26 protein-coding genes are annotated in these 25578 nt (G+C 38.3%); 9 read left to right on the top strand and 17 right to left on the bottom strand.

All coding sequences use genetic code 11. The features are described from left to right. Positions 1–114: 114 nt before the first annotated feature. The 5 genes from dnaB to rpsF form a co-directional block, all read right to left on the bottom strand. On the bottom strand, positions 115–1440 hold the full coding sequence (gene dnaB / locus FUT79_RS05445; protein WP_024753326.1) for a replicative DNA helicase: 1326 nt from the start codon (positions 1438–1440) through the stop codon (positions 115–117). Between the two features lie 115 nt (positions 1441–1555). Further along, positions 1556–2143 (bottom strand): 50S ribosomal protein L9, encoded by a 588-nt coding sequence (gene rplI, locus FUT79_RS05440; RefSeq protein ID WP_002699959.1) that lies wholly within the window; start codon positions 2141–2143, stop codon positions 1556–1558. Between the two features lie 95 nt (positions 2144–2238). Further along, positions 2239–2547, bottom strand: a complete 309-nt coding sequence (gene rpsR, locus FUT79_RS05435; RefSeq protein WP_002699961.1) for a 30S ribosomal protein S18 — start codon at positions 2545–2547, stop codon at positions 2239–2241. Between the two features lie 198 nt (positions 2548–2745). Continuing rightward, on the bottom strand, positions 2746–3222 hold the full coding sequence (locus FUT79_RS05430; protein ID WP_002699963.1) for a single-stranded DNA-binding protein: 477 nt from the start codon (positions 3220–3222) through the stop codon (positions 2746–2748). 14 nt (positions 3223–3236) lie between these two features. After that, positions 3237–3518 carry a 30S ribosomal protein S6 gene (gene rpsF, locus FUT79_RS05425; RefSeq protein WP_024753325.1) on the bottom strand — a complete coding sequence of 94 codons (282 nt, stop codon included), beginning with the start codon at positions 3516–3518 and terminating at the stop codon, positions 3237–3239. Between the two features lie 186 nt (positions 3519–3704). Between rpsF and FUT79_RS05420 the strand changes: the two genes are divergently transcribed. Beyond that, the gene (locus FUT79_RS05420) at positions 3705–4142 is read left to right on the top strand and encodes a hypothetical protein (protein WP_002697668.1); all 438 of its coding nucleotides are present in this window, start codon (positions 3705–3707) and stop codon (positions 4140–4142) included. Between the two features lie 267 nt (positions 4143–4409). On the opposite strand, the gene FUT79_RS05415 is transcribed toward FUT79_RS05420, so the two are convergent. Together FUT79_RS05415 and lepB are read right to left on the bottom strand one after the other, a co-directional pair. Beyond that, a complete protein-coding gene (locus FUT79_RS05415) occupies positions 4410–5570 on the bottom strand; it encodes a coproporphyrinogen-III oxidase family protein (protein ID WP_002697667.1) in 1161 nt (386 codons plus the stop codon). Then, on the bottom strand, positions 5570–6280 hold the full coding sequence (lepB, locus tag FUT79_RS05410; RefSeq protein WP_002697666.1) for a signal peptidase I: 711 nt from the start codon (positions 6278–6280) through the stop codon (positions 5570–5572). The genes FUT79_RS05415 and lepB overlap by 1 nt, the downstream gene beginning before the upstream one ends. A gap of 201 nt (positions 6281–6481) precedes the next feature. Here lepB and smpB point away from each other — a divergent pair, with 201 nt between their 5' ends. Then, positions 6482–6946, top strand: a complete 465-nt coding sequence (gene smpB / locus FUT79_RS05405) for an SsrA-binding protein SmpB (RefSeq protein WP_002697665.1) — start codon at positions 6482–6484, stop codon at positions 6944–6946. Between the two features lies 1 nt (position 6947). Beyond that, positions 6948–7796 carry a TP0183 family DNA metabolism protein gene (locus tag FUT79_RS05400; protein WP_002697664.1) on the top strand — a complete coding sequence of 283 codons (849 nt, stop codon included), beginning with the start codon at positions 6948–6950 and terminating at the stop codon, positions 7794–7796. Between the two features lie 570 nt (positions 7797–8366). Here the strand turns inward: FUT79_RS05400 and FUT79_RS05395 are convergent. The 5 genes from FUT79_RS05395 to FUT79_RS05375 all read right to left on the bottom strand — a co-directional run bounded on the left by FUT79_RS05395 (position 8367) and on the right by FUT79_RS05375 (position 14997). After that, entirely contained in the window at positions 8367–9728 is a 1362-nt protein-coding gene (locus FUT79_RS05395; protein ID WP_148878800.1) for a small ribosomal subunit Rsm22 family protein, read from the bottom strand. Beyond that, complete coding sequence (locus FUT79_RS05390) at positions 9725–10054, bottom strand: MerR family transcriptional regulator (RefSeq protein WP_002698238.1); 330 nt, start codon at positions 10052–10054, stop codon at positions 9725–9727. The genes FUT79_RS05395 and FUT79_RS05390 overlap by 4 nt, the downstream gene beginning before the upstream one ends. 1 nt (position 10055) lies before the next feature. Beyond that, positions 10056–11477: a ribosome biogenesis GTPase Der gene (gene der / locus FUT79_RS05385; RefSeq protein ID WP_024753322.1), complete on the bottom strand. Its 1422-nt coding sequence runs from the start codon at positions 11475–11477 to the stop codon at positions 10056–10058. Positions 11478–12322: 845 nt separating this feature from the next. Further along, positions 12323–13750: a tyrosine-type recombinase/integrase gene (locus tag FUT79_RS05380; RefSeq protein ID WP_044634564.1), complete on the bottom strand. Its 1428-nt coding sequence runs from the start codon at positions 13748–13750 to the stop codon at positions 12323–12325. 137 nt (positions 13751–13887) lie between these two features. After that, positions 13888–14997, bottom strand: coding sequence for a helix-turn-helix domain-containing protein (locus FUT79_RS05375; protein WP_044634565.1), 1110 nt, complete (start codon positions 14995–14997; stop codon positions 13888–13890). A gap of 268 nt (positions 14998–15265) precedes the next feature. Between FUT79_RS05375 and FUT79_RS05370 the strand changes: the two genes are divergently transcribed. From FUT79_RS05370 to FUT79_RS05360, 3 genes are read left to right on the top strand one after another with little or no spacing between them, the layout of a single operon-like run. Beyond that, positions 15266–17251 carry an HsdM family class I SAM-dependent methyltransferase gene (locus tag FUT79_RS05370; protein ID WP_148889392.1) on the top strand — a complete coding sequence of 662 codons (1986 nt, stop codon included), beginning with the start codon at positions 15266–15268 and terminating at the stop codon, positions 17249–17251. After that, on the top strand, positions 17244–18317 hold the full coding sequence (locus FUT79_RS05365; RefSeq protein WP_215905273.1) for a restriction endonuclease subunit S: 1074 nt from the start codon (positions 17244–17246) through the stop codon (positions 18315–18317). The genes FUT79_RS05370 and FUT79_RS05365 overlap by 8 nt, the downstream gene beginning before the upstream one ends. 7 nt (positions 18318–18324) lie before the next feature. Beyond that, positions 18325–18861, top strand: coding sequence for a restriction endonuclease subunit S (locus FUT79_RS05360; RefSeq protein WP_148879052.1), 537 nt, complete (start codon positions 18325–18327; stop codon positions 18859–18861). A gap of 74 nt (positions 18862–18935) precedes the next feature. On the opposite strand, the gene FUT79_RS05355 is transcribed toward FUT79_RS05360, so the two are convergent. From FUT79_RS05355 to FUT79_RS05345, 3 genes are read right to left on the bottom strand one after another with little or no spacing between them, the layout of a single operon-like run. Next, positions 18936–19301: a hypothetical protein gene (locus FUT79_RS05355; protein WP_024751707.1), complete on the bottom strand. Its 366-nt coding sequence runs from the start codon at positions 19299–19301 to the stop codon at positions 18936–18938. Further along, positions 19261–19698 (bottom strand): hypothetical protein, encoded by a 438-nt coding sequence (locus FUT79_RS05350; protein ID WP_148889387.1) that lies wholly within the window; start codon positions 19696–19698, stop codon positions 19261–19263. Before FUT79_RS05350 ends, FUT79_RS05355 begins: the two co-directional genes overlap by 41 nt. 2 nt (positions 19699–19700) lie before the next feature. Then, positions 19701–20105 carry a hypothetical protein gene (locus FUT79_RS05345; protein ID WP_148879054.1) on the bottom strand — a complete coding sequence of 135 codons (405 nt, stop codon included), beginning with the start codon at positions 20103–20105 and terminating at the stop codon, positions 19701–19703. Positions 20106–20369: 264 nt separating this feature from the next. Between FUT79_RS05345 and FUT79_RS05340 the strand changes: the two genes are divergently transcribed. From FUT79_RS05340 to FUT79_RS05330, 3 genes are read left to right on the top strand one after another with little or no spacing between them, the layout of a single operon-like run. Beyond that, positions 20370–20759 carry a hypothetical protein gene (locus tag FUT79_RS05340; RefSeq protein ID WP_024751704.1) on the top strand — a complete coding sequence of 130 codons (390 nt, stop codon included), beginning with the start codon at positions 20370–20372 and terminating at the stop codon, positions 20757–20759. A 16-nt stretch (positions 20760–20775) separates the two neighbouring features. Beyond that, positions 20776–21153, top strand: coding sequence for a hypothetical protein (locus FUT79_RS05335; protein ID WP_024751703.1), 378 nt, complete (start codon positions 20776–20778; stop codon positions 21151–21153). Next, positions 21132–21608, top strand: coding sequence for a protein-export chaperone SecB (locus FUT79_RS05330; protein WP_024751702.1), 477 nt, complete (start codon positions 21132–21134; stop codon positions 21606–21608). Before FUT79_RS05335 ends, FUT79_RS05330 begins: the two co-directional genes overlap by 22 nt. Before the next feature lie 37 nt (positions 21609–21645). Here the strand turns inward: FUT79_RS05330 and FUT79_RS05325 are convergent, their stop codons facing one another. Together FUT79_RS05325 and FUT79_RS05320 are read right to left on the bottom strand one after the other, a co-directional pair. Then, on the bottom strand, positions 21646–22491 hold the full coding sequence (locus FUT79_RS05325; RefSeq protein ID WP_148889385.1) for a hypothetical protein: 846 nt from the start codon (positions 22489–22491) through the stop codon (positions 21646–21648). Positions 22492–22541: 50 nt separating this feature from the next. After that, on the bottom strand, positions 22542–25280 hold the full coding sequence (locus FUT79_RS05320) for a hypothetical protein (RefSeq protein ID WP_148889384.1): 2739 nt from the start codon (positions 25278–25280) through the stop codon (positions 22542–22544). Between the last annotated feature and the right edge of the window lie 298 nt (positions 25281–25578).

Here is a 25578-nt window from a genome sequence, read left to right as displayed (position 1 = left end):
ATAATTTTTTGCGATTCGTATAAATGTATTAAAATCGGAACGAGTTATCAAAAAAACGCTACAGAGGTTCCATGCAGCAACAATGGTTTAAAGCAAGGCAATTTATGGATTATTTTATGCGGTTTGCTCTTTACAGATAAATCGGGTGTAGCTTGCCTGGAACTCAAGGGTGATTGTTCCGATTGGGCCGTTTCGCTGTTTTGCAAGGATGAGCTGGGTGTCGGCTTCCCCGCGCTCGCGGTGCAGGAACATGACTACGTCAGCATCTTGCTCAATCGCTCCCGAGCCGCGTATGTCGGCAAGGCTGGGCGGAGAGCCTTCCGCAGGGCGTCCGACCTGTGAAAGTGCAACAATCGGAATATTCAACTCTCGCGCAAGTCCTTTTAAAGATTGCGAGATTTCAGCAAATTGCTCATAGCGGGGAATTAAGGGATTGTCCGAAACTATCAGTCCGAGGTAATCCACAAAGATGATTTTTACTCCTTCCTGTGCACAGAGCCGGCGAGCGGCTGCTCGAAGATCAAGCATTTTCATGTTCGGAATATCCGAAATATATAACGGAGCATCGTACATTTCTCCCGCCGCATTTTGAATACGCCCGAAATCCGATAATTGTAATAATCCCTTTCTGAGACTTGTCGCCGATATCCCCGACTCTGCGGCAAGTAAGCGCTGCATTAAAAGCATATCCGACATTTCCAATGAAAAGAACGCGGTAGGTATCTTTTGTTTTATCGCAATATTTGAAGCCATTGTCATTGCAAGGGCGGTTTTACCCATTGACGGACGGGCGCCGATAATAATCAACTCGGAATCTTGAAAGCCGCCTGTTAAATCGTCAAGGGCAGTTAAGCCGGTTGCAATGCCGGTGTATTCATTCTGCTGGTGGTACCGCGATTCAATTACAGCGATAAGTTCCGGAATAAGCTCTTTTAAGAGTTTGAACGAGGCGGTTTTACTCACATTGGTAAGGTCATAGATTTCTTTTTGCGCCGATTCAATAATCGAGCCGCTGCCGGATGTTTCATCATATGCTTTTGCGGAAATAGTGTGAGAAACTCGCAGTAAAGCCCGCCGTATTGCTGCATCTGCTACAATTTTGGAATAATACTCGACGTTGGCGGTAGTCGGTACCAAGTCCGTTAACGAAGCGATATATGCTCCACCTCCGACAGAATCGAGGATATTTTGAGTTCGTAAATAATCCGTCAGAACTAGAATATCGATTTGCTGCCCCTGGTTGGATAAGTCAATAATTGCCTGAAATATTTTTTGATGATGAATTGAGTAAAAGGATTCTGTGGTAAGAAGTTCAATAACCGTGCCAAGCACATTGCTGTCAAGTAAAAGAGCCCCTAAGACCGCTTGTTCCGCTTCAATATTATGCGGAGGGATTTTATCTTTTAAGTTTGATGAAAATCGATACAAAGAATCCGACATATGCCACCCCTTTCTCTGTATGTTAAAGATATGATTTGGTAAAAAATCTGATACAAATAAAAATAAACGGAGCCGTTCAGCTCCGTTTACCATTGCGTAATAATAAAACTAGCGCTTAGTTTTCCGCGTTTTCTTCAGCTACAGGATCTGAAACAACATCCTGCGATACAGTCTCTTGTTGTTCTTCAGCCTTTTTTTCCGCTCTCGGTTTTCGTGCATTACGCTCAGTCTTTTGCGCGGTTTTGCTTTCAGCTTCTACGTGTGCTTCAACCGTTACCGAAAGATTTGCCTGCGTATTTTCATACAATTTAACCGTTGCATGATAATTTCCAACACTCTTAAACGTTAAACCCGGAATTTCAATACGCTTTCGCTCAATGTCAAAGCCCTGCTTTGCAAGTTCATCGGAAAGAGTTTGGTTTGTAACCGCTCCGTATAGTTTTCCGTTAGCACCTGCGGGCATTACAATGGTAATGGAAAGCGCCTCCAGTCTTTCTTTTAAGCTTGCCGCATCGGTTCGTTTTAAAGCCTTTTTAGCTTCGATTTCTTCCTTGCGGCTTTCAAAATGCGCAAGCGTTACCGCATTACAGGGAACCGCTAAATTTCTGGGAAAGAGATAATTACGGAAGTACCCTGTTGCCACATCTTTTATATCACCTTCTTCTCCGAGATGTTTTACATCCTGATTTAAAATTACTTTCATTTCAAGCTCCTTGAGTAAAATAAGTAAAGACCTTAAAGTCTTTACGAGACACCGTCTATTCATGGAGTAAGAATACGACGGGAAAATTGCTAAAACTATTCGTTTACAACAAAGGGAAGCAGCGCCAAAGCTCGTGCGCGCTTAATTTCGGTTGCAAGCTTGCGCTGGTGCTTTGCACAAGTTCCGGTTATTCGACGCGGAAGAATTTTTCCACGCTCAGTAATGAATCGGCGTAAAGCATCTGGATCTTTATAGTCGATTTTTATTTTTTGAGAGCAAAATCGGCAAACTTTTTTTCGATAAAAAAGCTTGTTTTTTCTTCCGCCGGCGCCCTGCTCTTCTTCGCGCATATTTTCCTGAATATTTGCTTCCACATCTACATCATTCATTATTTCGTCTGACATATATTATCTCCTAATTAAAAGTTTTTACGGAAATTATTTTGTTTTTCCGAAAAAGTTTCTTAATGCGTTATACAACAAAGTTTTTTAATGCGTTGTATAAAACATCATATAAACCGAGTTTCCATTGTGAAAACACAAGGCAAACTCACCTAATAAACAACCGGCATTTAGGCTGATTGTTTATCGGACCGTCTTACCCTAAAACGGTAAGTTATCAAAATCCGAATTGTCAAAATCGGGCACGCCGTAATCCTGTGCGGGAGGCTGTTGCCGCTGCTGATATGCCGACTGTGCGGGAGCTTGTTGAGCCCCTCCCCCTTGCGGTTGCGCTCCGCCTGATTGTGTGCCCGGGTTGCTGCCCAGTAATTGAATATTTGTTGCGATAATTTCAACCTTGCTGCGTTGTTGTCCGTCCTGCTCCCATCTGTTTTGCCGCAATTCGCCTTCTATACCGACTTGCTTTCCTTTTACCAAATACTGATTAAGAGCTTCACCTTGACGGCCCCAAAGAACAATATCAAAAAAACTGACTTCATCAACCCATTCTTCACCGTTTTTTCTTCGGCGATTTATTGCTACGGCAAACTTACAAACAGCTGCCCCTCCTTGCGTATACTTAAGCTCCGCATCACGGGTAAGCCGTCCGACTAAAATTACACGGTTTATATCTGCCATAGAATACTCCTTTTTTACTCGTCAATACGAATAAAAAGATATGTTAAAAGATTTTGATTTAATTTGAATTGCTTGTCAATTGCTAAAATTTTTTCAGGGCCCGCCTGAATGGTAAAAAGCACATATTTTGCCTTTTTTTTCTTTTTAATTTCATACGCAAGATCCCGATCGCCAAAGGGCTCTTCGGATTCAATTTGCACATCAAAACTTCCAAGAACCGAGCGCAAAGCCTCGATTCCCTGCTTGAACTGCTCTTCCTCAACGGGAAAAACAGTCATTAACTCATATTTTCTCATGTTCCCTCCTATGGACACATATGGCCTCATATTCTCTATGAGGCGGAGTTTTCGCCCTTCCTAAACTTAAGAGCAATAGGGGATTTTAGTTTAAAAAAAAAGAATAGTCAAGACTTTTCTTTTTTATTCCGAAGCTTACAGTACAAGAACTAAAGAGTTTTAACGTAAAATTTTAAGGGGTTATATATGCAAAATTTTGTGTTTCAGGATAATATTTACCAACTTGTTCGTTCAATTGATGTTGTGTATGAAGGCTTACAATTAGACCTTGCAGATGAACTGTTTTTTAATAAAATTATTAATGATATTACCTTTTTTGATTTTGCCATTCAAAAACTGGTAACGCAAATTGAACATCAATCGCATTTACCAGACTATCTTACAACCATGCACTGTTTATTCTCATGCATCACCCGTTACACCAATTTATTAAATTTTTACATGCAAAAGGTGAACATCAGCAATAAAAAAAACAATGAAATTATTCAAAAGCTGAAAACAATACACAAAAGAAATAGCGATGTTCAAAATCAAATTGCCACCCATATACAGGAAACCAACACCTCCTCAGATTCATATCAAATTGTATCTCAAAATGAATTAAGCGAACTGCTCGATTTTTAGTGGCAAAAACAATTTTTACAAAAATATTTCAAAGGCACATCATTGTTGAGTGAAAGGTAATCCTATACAAACAATGCCCTACCCTGCCCCTGTGGTTAAAAACTCACCATTTTTTTAAGAATCCGCCTGACGGGTTAAGTTTTTAACACGGATGTCAAAAACCAACCTGTGCTCTTTTTTATAAAATTTTTTGCAATTTAAATACGGGTAAGAACAGATTGAATTATTAAAAAACGTTAAACCAGGGTTTGATAAGAGCTCGTTTTTTCATCTAAAAAACTTATCAAGCTCTGTGAAAGCTTGTCTAAGAAATATATCCAAAAAATTTATGCCGGTTTCGGTAAGTCGAATATGTTTTTTATCGATAATACAGTCTCCGCGTTTTTCCCAAATACACAGCGTTTCCGGAATATATCTTGTAATGTCGTTGTCGAATTTTTTGATGAAGCCTTGCCGCTCAATTCCTTCGGTAAGGCGCAATCCCATTAAGAGCACTTCTTCAATTAATTCTTTTTCTCCCAGTATTTCATAATCGTATACATTGCTGCGGTTATTTTCTGAAAGCCAAAGTTTAATGTTTTTTTTTGCGCAACTTCTGATCCCTGAAGGTTTGTCGCTATTAATTAAAGTTCCCGATGCTCCCGGACCGATACCCGCATAATTTTCCATTTTCCAATAAGTCTTATTGTGAAGACTTTCACTTGCGGCATTTTTTGCAAAATTTGATATTTCATAGTGAAAAAACCCGTTTTTTTCTAAGAAGGCTTTCCCTGCATAAAGCATGGACGCTATTTTTTCTTCCCTTTCTTCAGATAGAGGGCGAGCGGTGCAAAGTCCGTAAAGAGAAATATGCTTTGGATTAAACGCCAAGACTGCTTGTAAATCTCGGAGAAGCATCGCTTGCGTTTGTGCTTGTAAACCTGCAATAAAGTCGCAAGAAAGGCTTAAACCTTTTGGGAAAATACTAAAAGAATTATTAATTTTTCTGAGAGCTTCTTGTGTTTTTTCGGGGCTGCCGCGCCGGCGTTCCGCTGAAAGCACCTGCTGCTCCAAACTTTGTATTCCAACGGAAATTCTATTTATACCGCCTTCAGCGCAGGCGGCAAGAAAGGCATCGGTAATATCTTCTGGATTTGCCTCAATTGTGAACTCTTTTATCGGAAATTGCTGGGATTCGCTTATGTGTTTTCCTAATGCGGCAATATCTTGCGGAGCAAGTAGGGAAGGTGTCCCTCCTCCGATATATACGGTATCCCAGCCCGTTGCGGAAAAACGCTTTTTTTCCAACTCCGCATCTTCTAAAAGCCGCGCAATAAATGCCGGAAAAGGCTTATACGGGATAAACGCATTAAAATGTGCGAGAGAAAAAAAATCGCAGTATGTGCAGCGCTGAATACAAAAAGGAATATGGATATAAAGAGCGGGCATTAAGGTCTGCCGAATCGATTAAAAGGCCAATAGCGCAGCAATATCTTTCCTTTTATTGCTTTTTTCCCGTCTATTGCGCCCCAAAATCGAGAATCGGTTGATGCTATTCGGTTATCACAAAGGACAAAATATTCATTTTGAGCTAATTTTATTTCTTGCATAGAGCCGGAGAAAGGCAGATCTTTTGTCCACCCTTCAGGTAAATTTTCTATTTTTACGTTATAATTTGATTCGGTAACTTCAAATTCGGTTAAAAAATGCTCTTGCCCATTCGGTTTAATATGTAAAATAAAATCTTCCATATAGATACTGTCTCCCGGCATTCCTATGATTCGCCGTATTTCAGTGCGATTAGCAAGAGTGCGTGCAGGGTCCATAGGGCGGTAATACTGGAAGGTTACAAACCCGATTATCTCATTCAAAATCTTTTTAAAAGCACTTTGCTCAAAATCCGATTGAGGAACAACCAACACAAGTTCACCTCGTTTTATAGTGCCAAGTTTTGAAAGCGGAGATGAAAGAATAAAATCACCTGATTGAAAAGTCGGTTGCATGGTATCCGCCTGAACTTTGTATGCGGTAATAAGATAAGAGGTAATAAGAATATAGAGAACAAAAACGGCTATAATAATGAACGAAATAATTAAAATATTATGACGTGCTTCTTTTCGTGCCGTATATGAATATTTTTTCCAGTTTGTTGCCATCATACGATCCTTAGGTTTTTAGGAATTTTCATATCTTGATACAAAACAAACACCTTGTTTTTTAAGAGATGAAAATTGTTTTTTACAAAACAAAGCAAAAAACTTCTATGTTTTTATATCTTTAAGAAATCTATCTGCTAAAACCGTACTTTAACATTTTAACTGACCGTTGACAAGTATTTTTTTGCTGAATATAATCAAACCATGAAGGGGCAAGGAAGAAAAATAATTGCAAAAAATAAAAAAGCATTCTTTAATTATACCGTAGAAGATTCTATTGAGTGCGGGCTTGTTTTAGAAGGAACAGAAGTAAAATCCGTGCGTGAAGGAAGAATCTCTTTTCCCGATTCCTTTGCCGAAATTATTAACCTTGAAGTATGGCTTAAAAATTTTTCTATTGCCGAGTATCCGTTTTCATCGATTTTTAATCATGATCCTAACAGACCGAAAAAGTTGCTTTTACACAAAGATGAAATAAAACGGCTGCAAAGAAAAACTGAGGAAAAAGGCTATACCCTTATTCCTCTTGAATTTTATTTAAAAAACGGCATTATTAAAGTACAACTTGGTATCTGTAAAGGTAAAAAATTGTTTGATAAACGAGCGGATATAAAAGAACGTGATATCCATCGAGAAACTCAGCGAGAGCTTCGGGAGCGAAACAGATAAGATGCACGGAAAAAATAAACAAATAACAATTTTATTTTTCCTCATTTTTCTTATCAGTGTAAAGCAAGGCTTTGCAATCCCTCGTGTGGGTATTTATAAAATAGAAATAAAAGATATCGATCCGCAAATAGAGAGCGGAATAAATGATTTAGTGTTCTCCTTTGTGAAGGAACTGAAAGATTATGAAATTGTTGATTGCAGAGACCAACCGATTCCTCGCGACTTTCCTCAATCCGCCGGATTAGACTATATTTTTTACGGATATATTTCTTCAGCCGGAGGAGAGCTGAAACTGGATATGGTTCTTAAAAGCAAAGAAGGAGATATAAGCAGATTTCTTACCAGGACATATGAAACGGCTAATAAAATTCTCTTAGATTCCCGCATGATTGTCCGCAATCTTTTTGATCAATCTGCAAGCCTGCCTATTGCCGAATCAAAACCTCCGCCTGAAAAACAAAGCGTTCAAACAAAGTTTTCATTAGATACGCTTGCCGGTTCTTGGAGCGGAGAAAAAGAAATAAATAAAATTGTAATCATGCGCGGAGGTCGCGGTATTGCAATTCTTTCAAGCGGAGTATCCATTCCTCTTACACTGAGCTTTTCAGATTCAACCGGTATTAAAGTTATCCAAAAAGGCAATCTTTTCCCTCGTCAGTTTTTAGATATTCCCGATTCAATTGCAAAGCTTGCAGTAGAAAAAGCAAAACCGCTTGAATGGAACTTTTTAATCAACACCGACAACAAAAAACTATCCGGTATAAAAATAAAACCAATCATTACCTACGCAAACGACAGCATCACGGATATCTCATACATTGAAGAACCGGTGCTTTGGGTTCGCAATTAAGTTTTGATTCATAACTAAAGAGTTGCGGGATTCTGTAAAGCATATTTTGCCATGTTACATAGTAAAGGGTGTACAATTATAGATTAAAGATAATTGTACAGATTGACTTGGCACCGCAAATAATAAAAAAAGCCGAGCAGTAAACTCGGCTTTTAACGGAGGTCCAGGTTTACAAGGTAAACGTTTACAAAATAAACGCTTCGCAGGGTAACCTGAACTGAGAACGTTTTGCATTCCCTTGGGTCATTTCCCGGATATAGTATCACCCTTTTTCGGCGAAAAGTCAAGGTTTTTGTTTTTGCGCTTACCCGGTACACAATGAAATAGTGCGGGTTCAATTGAATTCAAATGCTGCTATGTGACGGACGACAAAAATCAGAACAATTTCAAACGATGTTTAAAAACTACCACACTGACATAAATAGGAGTTTTTAAACTCGCAGCACTAATTTAATCAAGAATACTAAAAATCAGGGCGTGGACGCCCGTGGTTCCACGCAGCAGCGACGTTTTAAAGCAAAGTAATTTGCAAAGCGTTAAAACTCTTTGAGTTAATTGTCTGCGGGAGGTTTATTCGCGGATTATGAAGGCGCCGGTTTTTTTGTCTCGAGGGGGTTTGGTAAAGGCTTCCGCGGGGATTTGTATGAGCGAGCCTGAGGGGATTTTGTGTGCCGGCGGTTCTTTTTTTTCGTAGAGAATGAGCAGGAAGCCTTTTTCGCTGCAGGCGTATCTGCCGTATCGGTTGTTGGGAAGTTTGATTTGCTCGGAGCAAATGCGGGCGGTAATGGTGTGCGCTGCGGCGGGCTGTTTTTTGTTTGTGCAAAAAAGGAAGGAGAGGCTTGCCCGCTCTTTGCCGAGGTTTGCTTGTTCCGAAAGAAACAGAAGGTTTGCCGGTGAGTCTTCGGTGGTAAAGGTAAAGTGGCACCATTTGTCAAAGGCTATTGGTTTTGCGCTTCGCTCTCGCAGTGCAGGCTGCCCCGGCAATACGCAGTCCGAGTTGTGTGGGCAAGGCGATACGGGGAGGAAGTTTTTTTCGAGTAATTCGCCTCGCAGGCATGAAATAAATTCTCCGGCAAGGGGAATGCCGGGCTCAATAATCAGGATGTCCGCTTCTTTTTTAAGCAGGGCGGAAATTGTACGGGCTGTTTTTTGCGCTTCCGCTTCCATGTCTTGTGTGTTCCAAAATATTTCGTTAAACATGTTCGCTGCGCAAAATAAATCGAGTTTGGTTTTTAATGAGCAGCCGAACCGGTCATTTACTTTGATAATTTTCCAAGGTTCCGCCGCCGGTGTTTTGCCGCGCTCGGTGTGGGCGCAAAGAGAAAGGAATATCTCTTCGCCGATGCTCAGTGCTTTTGCGGAAATGTCCGCGCAATACCAGATGATTTTTTTGTGCCGAAGTTCGGGGCGGGCAATCCACAGGGCGCAAACTAAGGTTAAAGGCCCCGAGCCGAAATCCGCGGCAACGGCATTGTCGGCAAGTGAAAGGGGCAAGGCATATAAAAGTTTGGTTAAGCGCACCAGATTCCACCAAAAATAATAATGAATATAGGCGGAAAGTTTTACCGGATTATTCATATAGTCTATTTTGCGCGAAGAGCGTTCGGAAGTCAGTTCATAAAAAAGCTGATGTATTTCCTGCGGAAGTTTTCGGCGGTGTTTTTGCTCTAAGGGAATAACCGATTCGATAATCTGCGGAATATCCACCAAAAGTTTTTTAGTATCCGAACGAAGGGCTGAAAAAATCGAGTTGTCCCGCAGCTGCCGAAAGCCGGCAGTCGGCGCTTTGGAAAGCTGCGGCGTTTTTTTTGTTTCTCTTTGTTTTAGCCGCGGCTCAGTATGTGCCCGGCTTTTTTTGCTTTTCTCTTTTTGTTCCGTTTTCTTTTTCGGTTTTTCTTTTTTGATAAAGCGTTCGTAAAAAGCTGTGTTCATTTTATTTTATCCTGCGTGTCTTGCACGGTTTTGTAAATTTTTACCAGTTCATCTCTCATTTGAGACACTCGAACCGATTCGCTGCTGCCGCCTTTTGAGGAAAGTTCATTTAAAAGCTGCTCGCCGGCAGCCTCAAGCGGCATGTTTTTTTCTTCGGTTAAATACTTGATACGGAAAATGAGGTCTATGTCACGCTGGGTGTACGTCCTTCTGCCCTGAAGGTCTTTTTGCGGTTTCATAAAGGGGAGCACTGTTTCCCAATACCGAAGTACATGCGCTTTTATGCCTGTAAGTTTTTCAACTTCTCCGATAAAAAGTAAGGCCATGTTATCTGATTCTATCCTCCCAACGTTTTCTGCTGCCCTTTACCTTTACGGTAACGGGAATAAAATCAAACCCGAGGTCAAGCCGAATTCGGTTTTGCAAATAGCGGATATAGCCTTCGGTTACCGCATCGGGCTTGTTTGCAAATACCAAAAACTCAACCGGACAGGTAGAGGTTTGCACCAGATATTTAAGCGAAAAAGAATCGGTTTTTCCCGCGGGCGGCGGGTAGACGGTTGTCCAATCTTTAAGGGCAAGATTGAGGGCAGATGTTTCGATTTTAGTGTTTAGCTGCGAAAAAATTTTTAATGCGGTATCGAGTGCTTTTTTTACACCCTTTCCCGTTTGCGCGCAGATGGGCAACACGGGCACATACTCCATTTTTGCAAACATAATCTTTATCTGCCGCTCCGCCTCTTGGAAGGTTTTTGGATCTTGCGCCATCATATCCCATTTGTTCAAAAGAAAAATAATACCGAGCCCCCGTTTTGAAGCTTGCACAATTATTTTTTTATCCTGCTCGCTTAAACCTTCCTGTGCATCAATTAAATAAAACACAATATCGGTAGAGTCAAGGCTTTTGATTGCCCGCAATACGGAATAATACTCAATATCCGCCGTTACTTTATTCTTTTTTCTGATTCCCGCCGTGTCGGCAAGTACAAAGTGCATTCCCTTGTAAGAAAAATTCCCGTGCACCACATCTCGTGTTGTGCCGGCAATATCCGAGACAATCGATGCGGAGGATTTCGTTAAATAATTTGCCAACGTGGATTTCCCCGTATTCGGTTTTCCGAGCAGGGCAAGCCGAATGGTGTTCTCCTTTGCGGCGGCTTCCCGCACGTCGGAAAAATCGAGCCCTTCGGTCATAAGCTCCCCGAGTTCGCTGATATTATCTCCGTGCTCCGCACTGATAAACACAAGATGCTCAAAGCCGTATTTAAAATAATTATACGCTTCCGCCTCAAGTCTGCCGCCTTCGGTTTTATTCACCGCCGCAATAAGCTTTGACCAATAGGGACGCAAAAACTGAATAAACTCCTCATCTTCAGGCAAGACATGTCCCGCATCAAGCAGCAAAAGAATCCTGTCCGCACGCTCAAGCGCCTCAATCGTTTTTTCCACCACAAGGCTGTCCATTACATCCTCGTCCTGCAAACCGCTTCGGGTAAGCTTAAAACCGCCCGTGTCCATCAGCCGCACCGGCAAACCGTTGACAATTGCCTGCTCCTCAATCGGATCGCGCGTAACGCCCGGCACGGAATCGGTGATCGCTCTGCGCTTGCGCAAAAACCGGTTAAACAGGGTTGACTTTCCCACATTCGGTCTTCCGACAATAACGATGAGCGGCGTGTTTTCATACCGAATACGGTAATCATAGGAAACTTCTAATTCTTTGTCTAATTCATCTTGTTCTTTTTGCATACGTTTCATTGCCCCTCACTGTCTTGAGTTTCAAGTATACACAATCAACGCAAAAATTAAAAGTGATTACAAAAAAATCTTGGACTCTTGCAAAAACCGCTGTTTTTATCTCGTTAAAAAGAACGGCTTTTCTCATAAAACAAAGCTCTTTCATCTTCGATTGGCAAAAGGACGCACCCCTTTACGGTGGAAACTATGTTCGCTTCCGGCATAACGGTTTTTGTGTATCCTCGTCTAATGTAACGTTTTGTAATTAACTTCCGGTTATACAAATTGGAGCACTAACAATGAGGGAGTGCGGATTTAAGCATTCCTATGGTAAATTGCTCGCCGTTGCCAAATTCCAAACGATGTTTAAAAGCATCAACACTGTTTTGTAAAATTGAAGCTTTTAAACTCGTTGGCGAAGCGGAGACAAATTATTAACGCTTCGCCCGTGCGCCGTGTCAAACTCAGAACGGGCACGGACGCCCGTGGTTCAAACAGAAACGATGTTTTAAAACAGGGTATTTGCAAAGTTTTAAAACTCGCAGGTTTAGTTTTGACTACTAAAAAGGAAGAGATTTTAGAGAACAAGCGTTTTTTAGCACTTGTTTTTGTGTTCTTTTACTACAATTTTTACTACAGTTTGATTATAAAAATAATCGCTACTGTTTCAATGAAAATCTATACTCATAATACCACTTAATGTGTTTTTGTCAAGCGAAAAAATAAAAAAACTTTGGAAAAAACAGATTTTATACGGTTTTTTGCATCTTTTTTTACTGCAAAGAACATAAGTTCCCTTTTCTGTCCTTTTTTGGAAGAAATAAGAAAGAGAATAGTATTTAATTTTTTACTGGGCTTTACGCAAGCTCGTCTATCAACTCGGCAGCCGCTATTTTTTTTCGTTGCATTGCCGGCGTTACATGATTGGCATAATGGTATACTAAGTCAATGCTATCGTGCCGAGTTAGATACTGCAATTCAGAATCGGAATAACCGGCATCGCGCAACATGGACGCATACGTATGCCTGTAACTGTGAAGTGTAAGATTCTTACGCGTAATTCCAAGTTTTTTCATAGCAATTTGAAAATCACGATTGACGATTGCATAAGACAGCGGTTTGCTTTTACCGAATTTCGGCGAATAAAAAATAAACGCTTCGGGGTCATCCTTGAACGGACTTTGTTCAATACAGTGTATAAGCTTTTCACCAAGTTTCTTTGTTATCGGCACAACATCTTCCCGCTTTGTTTTTGTCGGCCCTAACGCATGCTCTCTAAAGTCATAATTGCTGCCGATAAAAAGCTCATATCCGTTTAAGGTTTGGCGGAAATCTTTTATTTGTAATGCAAGAATTTCGCCAATGCGGCAGCCGGTTTTAAACAAAAGCTCATTAATAAGCGCATACCGCTCATTATTAAAAACATTCTCACGCTCATCAAAAATTCTTTTAAGTTCAGAATTAGTAAAAATTTCTTTTTTCTTATTTTTCTTTGAGAACCGCGTAATTTTGCTGGTTATCAAATGCGAAATGACATCATTTTCGTACGCAAACTTGAGTGCTTGACAAATACTGCTAACCAAAGCGCACATTGAAGAATCCGCAAGATTTCCGGTATTTTTTATCGCTCCTAAAATACTATTAATCTCATCCGCTTCAATATCTGCAAGCAGTGTGTTACTAAAAAAACGCTCATAGAGCCTGAATGTCAAAAACATATTTCTAAATCGCGGCCGCATCGGCAGAGACTTGCCACGTTGTTGTAATTGCGTAATATACGGACTTTTGTCGTAATCAAAAAAATTAAACAGATAGTCCTTAAAAGTAACCCCATCAAACTTCTCACCGGGCTCTCTCATTTCTGCGCTTTTTTCTTCAATGCTTTCTATTGCGCGTATTTGGTTTTGTATCGATTTTTTATCTTCTCCCTTTATTGCAGCATCAACAAAAAACTTGCTCAATGTTTCGCTCACTGTTTGATCAATTGTTTGCGAAAGAGAAGCAATAAGTTTTTCATCATGTTGAATACCGATAGGCACCGCTTTTTGCAATGCTCGATGCGTTGCATTTTCAACGGCAAGTTCTATTATACCGATTTTATCGTCTTTTTGCTTGATATTAAAAAAACTGTCTTGATTGTAGTACCATTGATGTATTATCTTCTCAGCTTTAGCAGGGTCTCGCGTTCGGGTACTTTTTGCCGTCATCTTTTTACCGGTTATTTTATTAATGAATTGTACATAGATAAATCCATTGCGTAGATACGTATACCATTCCTTCCTCATTTTTTCCTCCGTGAAAAAAGTATACCCACCCTAATCTGTATATCGTCATGACTATTCAGAAACTTGAGTCTTTAGCGATTTCAGCAAAAATCAACTCATTGGCTTTTAAACAGATAAAATTGCTCTCATGTTTTGTTTTAGAAATTGAGTTTAAACGGTAAAGTTTGTTTTTCTTCATCCTTTGCAACAAGTGTATTTGCGGAAATTATTTGTAAAAGTTCATCGGGAAACCCACAGCGGCTTATTAATGAATAACTGTCAATGTGCTGCTCGAGTAAGGTATTGACTACCGTCTTAACTAAAAAAGGGGCTTCCTTTTCTCGGATTTTTGAACCTTCTTCCTCTTTACGCTCTTTTCGCCGGCTTTGCCCGGTAAAAAAGGATATCTTTTGAGTATCTCCAATGAGTTTTAATGAATGAGCTCTCTTAACAATGGCGGCTTTGGAAAGGCCCCACTTTTTTTTTGTTTCAAGTAAAAATCTGTTATCAATTCCCCTGAATTCTCTTCTAAAAGATTCTTTAGGAAATAAAAAAGCCCCTGCAAATACATTTGCTTGCCTTTCTATCATTTTATAAAAGTCAAAGCTTTGAGTTTTTGTCTCATCAATACCCGAATGTAATATGATGTGTCCTAATTCATGGGCAAGCGTGAAGCGCATTCTGTCCCATGGGTAGTCAGTATTAATATATATAAACGGTTGCGATGCATACATACAGGAAAAACCATCTATTTCGATAATTGAATTATCGTACAAAAAAATAATAGCACCTCTATTTTCAAGAAAAATCATCAAATTTTGTATAGGCCCTAAGCCGGCATTAAACGTTTTTCGTAATGTTACTGCGACATCTTCAATATCTTCGCTTGATAATTCTTCACAAGAAATATCAATCGGCTTGATAGTACTTTCTTTAAAGGAAACATAACCTGAAAGCATAGCAATAAACTCAATTGAAAACTGCTTTAAAAGTTCCGCCCTCTGCTTCTCCTTTTTTTTAGTTGAGCTATTTTTTCGATATGAAATGCGGGCATTAGAGGTATCAAATGATGGTTTATAAAAAAATTCAATTGGAAAACCTAAAGCTTCGGCAAGCCGTATTTGAACAAAGGCATCAGGATTGCGCGCTCCTTTTTCATACAAACTGACAGAAGCCTTTGTAACGCCAAGCATTCCGGCTAAATAATCAAGCGTATAATTATTCCAATTTCTAGCCTGCGTTAGCCGCGCCGGATTAAAAATTTTCACGCCTTTTCCTTATAATTAATAGATAAATCTTTCATCTACAGCCTCCTATTTAATATTGACAGCATATCAACCTTTTATCAATTTTGTCAACACCATGTAAACAAAGCTTCCCATTTGCATATATAATAACCTTTTACATAAGATTATTAAAGGAAATTTTTTGTAAATATCTTGAGTAATTGACTTTATATAGAATATCAATAAACTTTAAGCAAATAAAAACAATTTTCGATAACATAATTGTAGCATTATTTTTTTTGGAGACAAAATGGCAAGAAAAGAGGCAGTAACTGATTTATGGGTAAGCAAATTATTAGAAGAAGCGCGCATACCATTTTATCCGCAGGGTAGCAATATAAAAGAAATAGCAACCGCTTTAAAAACAGCATCTAAAAGCGGCACCGGCAAATCAGGCTTTCCTGAATATACGGCAGTAATAAAAGATTTTTTACTTGTCATTGAGGACAAAGCGGATATTGCAAAGCACGAAAAAAAAACAAAAAACAACACACTTGCCGATGACAAAGATGCAGTAGTCAATTATGCGGTAAACGGAGCAATCTTCTACGGTAAACACCTTGCCGCTCATACAAATTATAAAAAAATACTATCAATCGGAATTTCCGGAGATGAAAAACGACATAAAATATCTCCCTTTTTTATTGATGAAAGAGGATATCATACAAAACTGCCTGAAATTGAAACTCTTATATCATTTAACGAACAAAATATTGACGAATATTATATTAAAGAAATATTAAAAGAAAGAACAGATTTTGAAAAAACAACCGCAGAGATATTAAGGGAAGCTCAAAGCCTGCATGAAGACTTGCGAAATTACGGCAGCATTCAAGATAAAGACAAGCCACTAGTTGTCTCCGGTATTTTACTTGCTTTGCGTGAAATTGAGTATCGCAATTTTGATATAAACAATCTTATCGGTGATAAAAAGAAAACAGACGGGCAAAAAATCTATAACGCAATAAAGGACAACTTAGCAAGGGCTAATGTTTCGCCTGAAGTAAAAAAAGACAAACTGCTTACTCAATTTGCGGTTATTAAAGATACCGCTAAAATAAACGAAGTGAATGTGGGACTTGGGAAAACACCATTAAAACATTATACCGAGTTTTTATACAAGAGCATTTATCAAAACATTAGATATAACACATCTGCTGAAGATTTTTTAGGAAGATTTTACGGGGAGTTCACGTCCTATTCTGGCGGAGACGGACAAGCACTCGGAATTATTTTAACTCCCCGTCATATAACAGAATTATTTTGCAATTTAGCCGACTTAAAACCTAATGATAAAGTTTTTGACCCCTGTTGCGGAACCGCAAGTTTTTTAATTGCAGCTATGCACAATATGCTTTTAAAGGCAAAAACACTTGATGAAAAAAATGACATCAAAAAAAAGCAGCTATTTGGTATAGAAATACAGAGCTATATGTTTACCATAGCTACTACGAATATGATTTTACGAGGAGACGGAAAAAGCAATCTATACAACAAAGATTTTTTAAACGAAAATCCTTTTGATCTGCAAAAAGAAGGCTATACTGTCGGTATGATGAACCCGCCGTATTCTCAAGGCTCAAAACAAAATCCTGATTTATATGAAATAGCTTTTACGGAACACCTACTCAATTCCGTTACCGAAGGAGGAAAAGTAATTGTTATTGTTCCGCAAAGCTCAATGACAGGCAAAACGACAGAAGAAAAAAACATAAAAACAAATATCCTAAAAAAACACACACTGGAAGGCGTAATTACCTTAAACAAAAATACTTTTTACGGTGTCGGCACAAATCCGTGCATTGCAATATTTACAGCACACATTCCGCATTCAGAAAATAAAGTATGTAAATTTATCAACTTTGAAGATGACGGATATGAGGTTGCAAAACATATCGGTTTAGTTGATAATGGAAGTGCAAAAGATAAAAAACAACATTTACTTGATGTCTGGTTCGACAGAACAGACGCACCGACAAAGTTCTGCGTAAAAACAACGATTGAGCCAGATGATGAATGGCTACATTCCTTTTACTATTTTAATGATGAAATTCCTTCCGAAGAAGATTTTAGAAATACAATCGCCGACTATATTACCTTTGAAGTAAATATGATTACTCATGGCAGAGGTTATCTATTTGGTTTTGATGAAAAAGAAGTAAAAGAGGAGTATCCAAAATATAAAAATCACTTAAGCCTTAAAGTTGCCAAAGAGGATGGTGATTATAGTGAATAAAAGGTTGTCTTTAAATGATGTGGAGTGGGGAGAGTTTAACTTTACTGAGATTTTTAGTGATATTTTTATTGCAAAATCCTCAGATTCAAACAAACTGCAAAAAGGAAAAGTCCCCTTTATAGGAAGAAGTTCTATAAATAATGGTTACCAAGGGGATTATGATGTAGAAAAAGAAAAAGTAGTAAAAGGAAATTCAATAACAGTTTCAATGGTTGGAGAGCCAAAAGCTTTTTATCAGCACTATGATTTTACCTGTAGCCAAAATATTCTGATATTGCAAAATGATGAAAGTTTAAATAGATATAATGCAACATTTTTATGCTCCATAATTGATCAGTATCTGATAAAAAAGGGATACGGATATGGATATCCAGTAGGACTTAAAAGAGTTATACGAAACTCGTTATTATTACCTTCTGATGAAAATCTAAAACCTAACTGGCAATTTATGGAAGATTACATCAAGCAGGAGCAAAAGATAATAGCTCATAAAGTCATCGATTACTATGAACAAAAAATGCTTGAGACTGCTTTTGATTTTGTAGGTCTAGAAGACGTTGAGTGGAAGAATTTTAAACTTGGGTCATTATTTACGTTTGAAAGAAAACCGTCTAAAGGATTAAATCACTTGGATACAGACAAAAATAGAGGCATTAGTTATTTAGGAGCAACAAATAAAAATAATGGAGTTTTAGAATTTGTAGATCCAATTTCTAACTTAGTATATAGAGGTAATTGTATTGCCTTCATTCGAAATGGAGAAGGTTCAATGGGATATTCTGTATACAAGAAAGAAAACTTTATGGCAACTCAGGATATCTCAGTAGGATATAATGAGAATTTAAATCAATATAATGGCATGTTTATTACTACCGTTGCTGATAGAGTCAGAGGTAAGTATAATTTTGGGTATAAGAGAAATCAATCTCGTTTAGAAAATGAAATTTTAACACTTCCAGCAGATAAAAACGGCAATCCTCATTGGGAGTATATGAGTAAGTTTATGCAGAAGCTGGAAGTGGAAAAAATAAGCAATTTCCTTCCATATATATATATATATATATAGGTTAGCAATGCAATATAAAGAAAAAATGATACCGCTCGAGCAAAAAACTTGGTCGGAATTTTCTATAAGCCAATTATTTAATGTTTACACGGGAAGAGATATAATAATTTCAAAATTAGAAAAAGGTATATATCCTGTTGTATCTCACACAATAGAAAATAATGGAATAAATTTCTTTACTAAAAATTTAGAAAACAGAAGACTGTTCAAGCATGATAATACAATATCATTGGCAGATAGGGGTAATTTTCATTCATTTGTACAACCGCATAATTTTTATATTGGAACAAGAGTGAAAGCCCTAGAATATACCGCAGATAATCTTAATAAAGATGTTTTAATGTTTATCAGCCAAATGATAAATAAACAGAAAGTTAGATTTTCTTATGGATTTAATGCGACAGATAAAGTGGAAAATTTAAAAATAATGCTCCCTGTAACTATCGAAGGAAAACCTGATTACGACTACATGAAAAAATACATACCAATCCAAGAAATAAAAGAAATATACAAAGCTCTACAGTATTTACATACAAGCTACTAGACTCCGCCCCGCTATAAATTATACCACCATTTATTGACGTGTAAATACTGCATTTTCAATATATTCCGAAAAGCTTAATCTTCAGAGTTGATCATATCTTGCAAATGAGGACGGTATAAGGCTGGTAAATGTGCCGGAACAAGGAATTCATTTGCCTTATCTATATATACCTGCTGCATTTCCTTAAAAATGCTGTCTTCCAGTTCTTTGTTACTTTCATTTTCAAAATCACAAAATATAACCATATATTTTAAAGCCATTTCCGCCAGCGTTTCTTCATCTTCGGTTATTGTAAATACTATTGACTGAACAGCAAGAGCTTTATCGTGTTCTTTATCTTTCATTTCAGTCGCAACTTCTTTTGTAATGCTTAAATCTTTTTTAGGTAATCCATAGCTACTAAATCCTGCTTGTATTAAAAAGATATTCAGTATTTTCATTGTATACATCCTTCATTGTTTTGTAAAAATCATTAGGGAGACTTGTCATAGATTTTTTAACAAGCGCAACCGGCTTTTGAAAAATAGATGGTTTTGTTTTTTTTCTCCCGGTGTTTTCCTTAATACTTGATAGAATCTCGTTTATTTTTAAAGTTGTTTCACTCATGTTTATACGTTCTTTTTTAATGTCCTGATACATATACATATAGACAATACCAAGAGCTTTATGTTCTTTTTCCTTTAAATATTCATCAATCAGAGGTACCCCCTCAGTGAGAATCTTAGGAAAGCTATCAGTTTGCACCATAGTTTCTTTATAAAGCTTTTCATACTCTTCAACAGTCATATCACTAAATGTCTGTATCAATTGCTTTAAATATTTTGTTCCTGCATCCATAATCAGCTCCTTTCCTCACAAACAAGCTGCATGTTTTTAATACAACTCTTGTTTATAACACAAATCTGAATTTGCGGTCTTCGTACTATATGCCCAGTATCCTTAGCAGCATTTACGAACGCCCGTATAAAATCAATTGAATTATTTTCCTTTATTCGTATAAATACGTGCCAATCATTAAAATCCTCATCTTTATATTTTGATGCGGAATGCAACGCACGTGCGATTTTTAGTACCTTATCATATAACTTTCGATGTTCTACACAGTTACATAAATCTAAAAAATCATTGCTTTCAATTTCTGCGGAAAGTACTGAAATTTCCTTTTCTTTTTTGACATATAAAGCCCAGTGTCGTGCTTCTTCAATCCCATCACTGTAGCCTTTTAATGTACCAAATATTAACACAATAATAACAACCGCACAAGAGTAGTGTAACGCTTTGTTTTACATCTATCTTATAATTAATACGGCATAAAAACGGTTTTTTCAAGTATTTTTATCCTTAACGGATAAACAGAATCCATTATAGGAAAATTATTTTCTATTCGTTGACAACTGCCGATAAAGTCGTATACTTTTATAATTGACAATAAGCGGTAAATTGCGTATCATATTATCAGTGTCAGTACTCTAACAGCTTTTGGGATATATCGTTTTAAAAGGATTGTCATGTCATTTCAACAAAAAATAAATGAAAATGAACGAATAGCACAGGAATGTAAAAAGCTCAAGGCTTTTAATGTTGGAGCTTCTCGTGCATATTATTGTGCCTTCTTAAAGGCAAAAGACTATCTTATAGCTAATGGCATATCGAAACAAAAATATAAACAAATGGTGAAAAATAAAAAAGAGCGGGCGTATTCGCATGGGTCTATTCAAAAGGTCTTATACACTGTAAAAAGCACAAAGAATAATAAAATCGATTGGTCTACGTTATTTCTTTGTTGGGATAATCTATACAAACAACGTATAGTTGCTGATTATGATGAACAGTTAATTACGGAAGATAACTTTGATAAAATTCTTAGCGATTTACAGTTTGTATTAGCGATATTTTAAGTAAGGAAGAAGTTTTATGAGTAATAATAAAAAAATTATTTATGATATCAGGGAGCAACTAGCAAAAGAATTCAATATCATGGTTGAGTTGCGCCGTCTTAATAAATATAATGAGTATGAAATAACAATTTTTGATAAAAACCGCTACCATTCAAAGGAATTTGCATCTTTCGTATTCGAACTAAAGAAAAAATTATGGGATAATAATATTTATGGCGTTTATTTCACATTATCAATACCACAAAAATCAATACCTCAGAAACTAATAGTGCAAGAAAATTTAGATACATGTATCCAGCATAAATATAAAACGCATGAATACAAAACGAATATACCCATAAAGCAAGATACTTATAAAAAAGGAGAAAACGAATGGATCAGTCTAGCAGCATAAAATCAAGTTTTCAACTTATAGACTATAAAATTGATCAAATAAATTTTTCTCTCACGCCGGAAACTCAATTTCTTGCAGAGGATCACGGAAATAAGCTATTCGATATTGAATTTATGTTTAGAGACCCTCAAAAATTTATAGATAACGAAGAAACATATTACGTAAACGGTATACAGATGCTTCTAAAAGTCTTAGTCAATGAAGAAGTTATGGCAAATGGCACATTCTCGATATCAGGCTTGTTTAAAACAACAGGAGAATTTTCACAAGATATTGAACAAAGACTTGTCAAAGAACAAATACCGGCTATTTTATTCCCGTATTTACGTGCCGCTGTTACTAACATACTCGCATCAGCCGGTTTCGGAAGTGCTATCCTCCCTCTTGTCAATATTCAAAAGATGGCAGGATCATTGAACTTGGAAATAATCGAAAAAAAACATGACAATAAATAAAAAAGGCAGACCTCATCAGCCTGCCCCTTAGTTTTTGCTACTTTTTCGTAAACACTGCATTTTCAGCATACACCGGTGTACCGTCTTCTTTTACATCTGTTACCATCTTCTTAATCGTAATAGTTTGCTTGTCCGCCGAGAGAGTGCCTGTTACAGGGTTGACGGTTTTTAGGGCGGCGGCTTCTTTTCTTATTATGTCTGATGAACCAAGCTCCCTTTCTACCCCTTCATACGCTTGTTTTTTGAGCTCCTCGTCTGTCACGCTTGATCCCGCCGGCTGCTCTTTCTTCAACCATTCAAACTGAGAATTTACAAGGGCTTCAGCAGAAGTATAGAAAGGCAGAGCTTTTTCATCCTCTTTGATTAATTTTTCCAATTCTTCTTTTCTCTTAGGAGTTATTAAAGAAGATTGTAGTTCTTTTTTTGCATCGGCAATTTCTCTTTGCATTAAAATATGCATTTTTCTCACTGAATGATCCAGCGTCCAATGTTCATATATTGCTATTATTTGAGAAAAATCCATTGTTAAAGTACCGGATTCTAGCGTATATTCGGCATCATCACCTAAAAAAGTAGCCTTATTAGAATCAGTTGCAAACTCTATTAACCGAGGTCGCCCATTAATTAAACCTTCCCAAGAGCTCCCTTTAAGTTCAGAATTTGCGTTTTTTTGTCCTTTAAAATCCAAAATAGCATACACTTCTTTATTAAGTTGTTGCTCTTTTTTTCGTTCTTCTTCTTTTTTCAATTGTTCCTCCTCTATTCTCTGCTTCTCTTTGTTTTGTTGCCCTTCCATTTTTTTCTTCCCGTTAGAATCGCAATTCATAATCAGCATGCTTAAAAATAAGCCTGCAACCATTACCGATAAAATTTTTCTTTTCATACGTTTACTCCTTGTATCAATAGTAATATAAATTACTTTATTTTACAACATTAATTTAAATAATATATAGAGCCAGATGCACCATATTCTCCAGAGCTTGGGGGACGCCCATGTTCTGTTGCGTAGCGACCGTTAGTGTTTCCGTATTTTCCATAAGAGCCCGCTTTTAAATCCCCTCTTACTGTGCCCCATACACTGCCGCCATTGCCGCCATTGCCGCCATCTCCATCCTTGCAATAGTTGGAACCAGCACCACTTCCCAGAGTTTTTAACTCACCTCCGAAGCCTCCGTTTCCTCCATTTCCCCCGTAGACCTGTTCTTTTTTCAATATTGATTTTACTGTGCATTCATAATAACTTTTCGCATCTCCTCCAGAGCCACCATGCCCACCATCCCATCCACTGTAATGAATAGGATTTATTTCTGAAAAACGGCTACCCCTTCCACCGTCTCCACCCGATCCGCCTCTTGCTTCTACAGAACAGTTGCTAACAGAACCATAGCTAAACCCGATTGCATGGCCACCGTTTCCACCATTGCCGCCGTCACTCCATGTTTCATTGCCTCCAAAACCCTTGCCGCCGTATCCACCTTGTACGGTTGCGGTGCAGTTTTCACTGTCGCATTTGTAAAAACCGATAGCACCAGTACCATCAAGTCCGTTACGGTATTTCTCATCTCCATCATAGCCACTTGCTCCGCTCACATCAGCCGTACAATTTATACAAGTGCTTTCAGAAAATCCGGTAACTTTATCAGAAGCCCCTCCGCTACTGTATATATCAACCATACAGTTAATACAGGTGCATTTCTCAATGCCGAGATTACAGTTGTAGTAGAGATTCTGACTGTCATTCGATAATAGATTAATATTCATTACTTTCCGATTACTGCCATCTCCTTTCATTCCTGTATAAAAACTGTGCCCATAACGTTCAGGATATGCTGATATCTTTGCCGCCGGATATCCTGTTACTTCCATTGTTCCTATTTTTACCAGGTTGATCGTTTGTTTTGATCTAAATTCTCCTTTTAAGTAGACAAAAGTATACATTTCGTTCGGGTTTTCTTGTCCTACCCAGAGGTCGAATTCCTGTTGGTTGGTGATGAGTTTGGTACGCAGTACTTTCATGATAAAATCGGGGCTCCATTCGCGGGTAAGGAAGTTGACGTTTACAATGCTTTCGCCTGAGTTTTTGTCGGTGCTTGCAACCTGCATTCTGCCATTACCGTCGCGCATGGCAATGCGGTAGGCGGTTGGGTCGCTGGTTGCGCTGTGGACGTCGGTAGCTTTTATGTGTTTGGTTAAAACTTCGCCGACTCCGTTAATCTTGCTGTTGAGCGTTGTGTTAACTGTATCAATTTTTTTGTTGAGTGTTGTGTTAACCGTATTAGTTTTTTCATCCGCCGCAATAAGTGTTTCGGCAATGACACGTAAGCCTTTTTTTATATTCTCTTTTGATTCTATTTTTTTATTATGCGGCAAGGAGATATCACTGTTTCCGCTTCCGTCATCAGGTCCGACCGGTATCAAATCTCCCCGCAATGTTTCGGCAATGGCACGTAAGCCTTTTTTGACATCATCGTAGGATTTTATTTCCTTGTTATACGGCAGCGGAATATCCGCATTGCCGACAAGGTCAATCGGGATTTTTTCGGCGCGCAATGCGTTTGGATCTTCCGGGCGTAGGTTGATATGGTCAAGCCGTATTACTCGTTCTTTTATGTCGCCGTCAGACTTGTGCATTTTGTAGAGCTGCTCATTGATTTCGGCAATGCTGCCAAGCCGGTAGGTGCGGGTGTGTTCCGCCGTCCAGCGGTAGTTATAATGCTCCGCCCGCCATGCTTTGTTGTCAAGGTTTATGCCTGCAATCCGTTTTTCTTCGGCTTTCTGGTTTTGTGCATTCTGGTTTGGTTTTGCCACCTTTGCATGTTGTACCCAAACCGAATCCGCCGCCTTTGCTTTTTCTATGACTTCTTCTTGCACTCTCCAGTCAAAATAGCAGCGGGCGGTTACAAAGCGCACATCGTCTTTTGTTATGGGCTGCATTTCATAAATCCAATTTGTTTCGTTCCGTTTAAAACATACCAGCACTTCGGCAATTTTTACCCGTTCGCTCCAAATGCTGCGCTCGTCGGGTATATTCGCGCTGGCATCAGCTGCGCGGGGTACCAGTGCACCAAAATCAACAAATAAGCGTACCGCTTGGCTTTGCCGCTTGTTAAAGGTACTTACCTGCATAGTATCGTTTTCGCCGACACGGTAACTTCCCCGCCATTCCGTTTGAAACTCATCCCATATCGGATCGCTCTTTTTTATATTCGCCGTTGTGCCGCTTGTCTCTTCTCCCGTATTGGCATTGCCGATATACACACTTTCAATTCGGTACAAATAATCTTCTTTATGCGTGAGAATAAAACTGCCTGAGCCGCTGCCTATTTCTATCTCGATGGGCTTATTATCTTTATCAAGTCCATCACTGATTAAAAGCCCGATTTTATTATTAAATGCCAAGATCGGCAAAAGGCGCAGCTGTTTATTGCCCGCATCAACTAAGCCGCCGCCGATAATAAAATCTTTTTCTTTTTTCCCGACATACTTAAGCTCGTTACTATTATTAAATCCCGCCTCATCGACAAGCGGCGTGTGTGTTGCCCCGATAGCATTAAGCAGCATGCTGAAATTGTCGAGAATACTCCTAAATCCGAATTCCATATCGCTTGCTTTTGCAATCTCATATGGATTAACCTTTACCGTTGTTGGTACCTTTCTGCCTTTGAACGCCATAACAACCTCCCGTTTGTTTTGTTCTTTGTATTTTTCGTATACTGTTTTGTACTGAATTCCTTACAAAACTGTAAAATTAAAGCCTTAAAACTCGTAGGCGAACCATAGGTAAAAATTCTAAGGGTTCGCCCGTGCTCAATTCTAAACGATGTTTAAAAGCATCAACACTGTTTTATAAAATTGAAGCTTTTAAACTCGTTGGCGAACCATAGGTAAAAATTCTAAGGGTTCGCCCGTGCTCAATTCTAAATGATGTTTAAAAGCATCAACACTGTTTTATAAAATTGAAGCTTTTAAA

It is taken from the genome of Treponema phagedenis (assembly GCF_008153345.1).
Classification (GTDB): Bacteria; Spirochaetota; Spirochaetia; order Treponematales; family Treponemataceae; genus Treponema; species Treponema phagedenis.
The sequence above is the reverse complement of the archived record's forward strand: the minus strand, read 5'-3'. Positions and strand labels throughout refer to the sequence as shown.

What these genes read in the sequence shown, in the direction of transcription:
- dnaB (WP_024753326.1), bottom strand. Translation starts at nt 1,440, where the DNA reads ATGTCGGATTCTTTGTATCGATTTTCATCAAACTTAAAAGATAAAATC.
- rplI (WP_002699959.1), bottom strand. Translation starts at nt 2,143, where the DNA reads ATGAAAGTAATTTTAAATCAGGATGTAAAACATCTCGGAGAAGAAGGT.
- rpsR (WP_002699961.1), bottom strand. Translation starts at nt 2,547, where the DNA reads ATGTCAGACGAAATAATGAATGATGTAGATGTGGAAGCAAATATTCAG.
- FUT79_RS05430 (WP_002699963.1), bottom strand. Translation starts at nt 3,222, where the DNA reads ATGGCAGATATAAACCGTGTAATTTTAGTCGGACGGCTTACCCGTGAT.
- rpsF (WP_024753325.1), bottom strand. Translation starts at nt 3,518, where the DNA reads ATGAGAAAATATGAGTTAATGACTGTTTTTCCCGTTGAGGAAGAGCAG.
- FUT79_RS05420 (WP_002697668.1), top strand. Translation starts at nt 3,705, where the DNA reads ATGCAAAATTTTGTGTTTCAGGATAATATTTACCAACTTGTTCGTTCA.
- FUT79_RS05415 (WP_002697667.1), bottom strand. Translation starts at nt 5,570, where the DNA reads ATGCCCGCTCTTTATATCCATATTCCTTTTTGTATTCAGCGCTGCACA.
- lepB (WP_002697666.1), bottom strand. Translation starts at nt 6,280, where the DNA reads ATGATGGCAACAAACTGGAAAAAATATTCATATACGGCACGAAAAGAA.
- smpB (WP_002697665.1), top strand. Translation starts at nt 6,482, where the DNA reads ATGAAGGGGCAAGGAAGAAAAATAATTGCAAAAAATAAAAAAGCATTC.
- FUT79_RS05400 (WP_002697664.1), top strand. Translation starts at nt 6,948, where the DNA reads ATGCACGGAAAAAATAAACAAATAACAATTTTATTTTTCCTCATTTTT.
- FUT79_RS05395 (WP_148878800.1), bottom strand. Translation starts at nt 9,728, where the DNA reads ATGAACACAGCTTTTTACGAACGCTTTATCAAAAAAGAAAAACCGAAA.
- FUT79_RS05390 (WP_002698238.1), bottom strand. Translation starts at nt 10,054, where the DNA reads ATGGCCTTACTTTTTATCGGAGAAGTTGAAAAACTTACAGGCATAAAA.
- der (WP_024753322.1), bottom strand. Translation starts at nt 11,477, where the DNA reads ATGCAAAAAGAACAAGATGAATTAGACAAAGAATTAGAAGTTTCCTAT.
- FUT79_RS05380 (WP_044634564.1), bottom strand. Translation starts at nt 13,750, where the DNA reads ATGAGGAAGGAATGGTATACGTATCTACGCAATGGATTTATCTATGTA.
- FUT79_RS05370 (WP_148889392.1), top strand. Translation starts at nt 15,266, where the DNA reads ATGGCAAGAAAAGAGGCAGTAACTGATTTATGGGTAAGCAAATTATTA.
- FUT79_RS05360 (WP_148879052.1), top strand. Translation starts at nt 18,325, where the DNA reads ATGCAATATAAAGAAAAAATGATACCGCTCGAGCAAAAAACTTGGTCG.
- FUT79_RS05355 (WP_024751707.1), bottom strand. Translation starts at nt 19,301, where the DNA reads ATGAAAATACTGAATATCTTTTTAATACAAGCAGGATTTAGTAGCTAT.
- FUT79_RS05350 (WP_148889387.1), bottom strand. Translation starts at nt 19,698, where the DNA reads ATGGATGCAGGAACAAAATATTTAAAGCAATTGATACAGACATTTAGT.
- FUT79_RS05340 (WP_024751704.1), top strand. Translation starts at nt 20,370, where the DNA reads ATGTCATTTCAACAAAAAATAAATGAAAATGAACGAATAGCACAGGAA.
- FUT79_RS05335 (WP_024751703.1), top strand. Translation starts at nt 20,776, where the DNA reads ATGAGTAATAATAAAAAAATTATTTATGATATCAGGGAGCAACTAGCA.
- FUT79_RS05330 (WP_024751702.1), top strand. Translation starts at nt 21,132, where the DNA reads ATGGATCAGTCTAGCAGCATAAAATCAAGTTTTCAACTTATAGACTAT.
- FUT79_RS05325 (WP_148889385.1), bottom strand. Translation starts at nt 22,491, where the DNA reads ATGAAAAGAAAAATTTTATCGGTAATGGTTGCAGGCTTATTTTTAAGC.
- FUT79_RS05320 (WP_148889384.1), bottom strand. Translation starts at nt 25,280, where the DNA reads ATGGCGTTCAAAGGCAGAAAGGTACCAACAACGGTAAAGGTTAATCCA.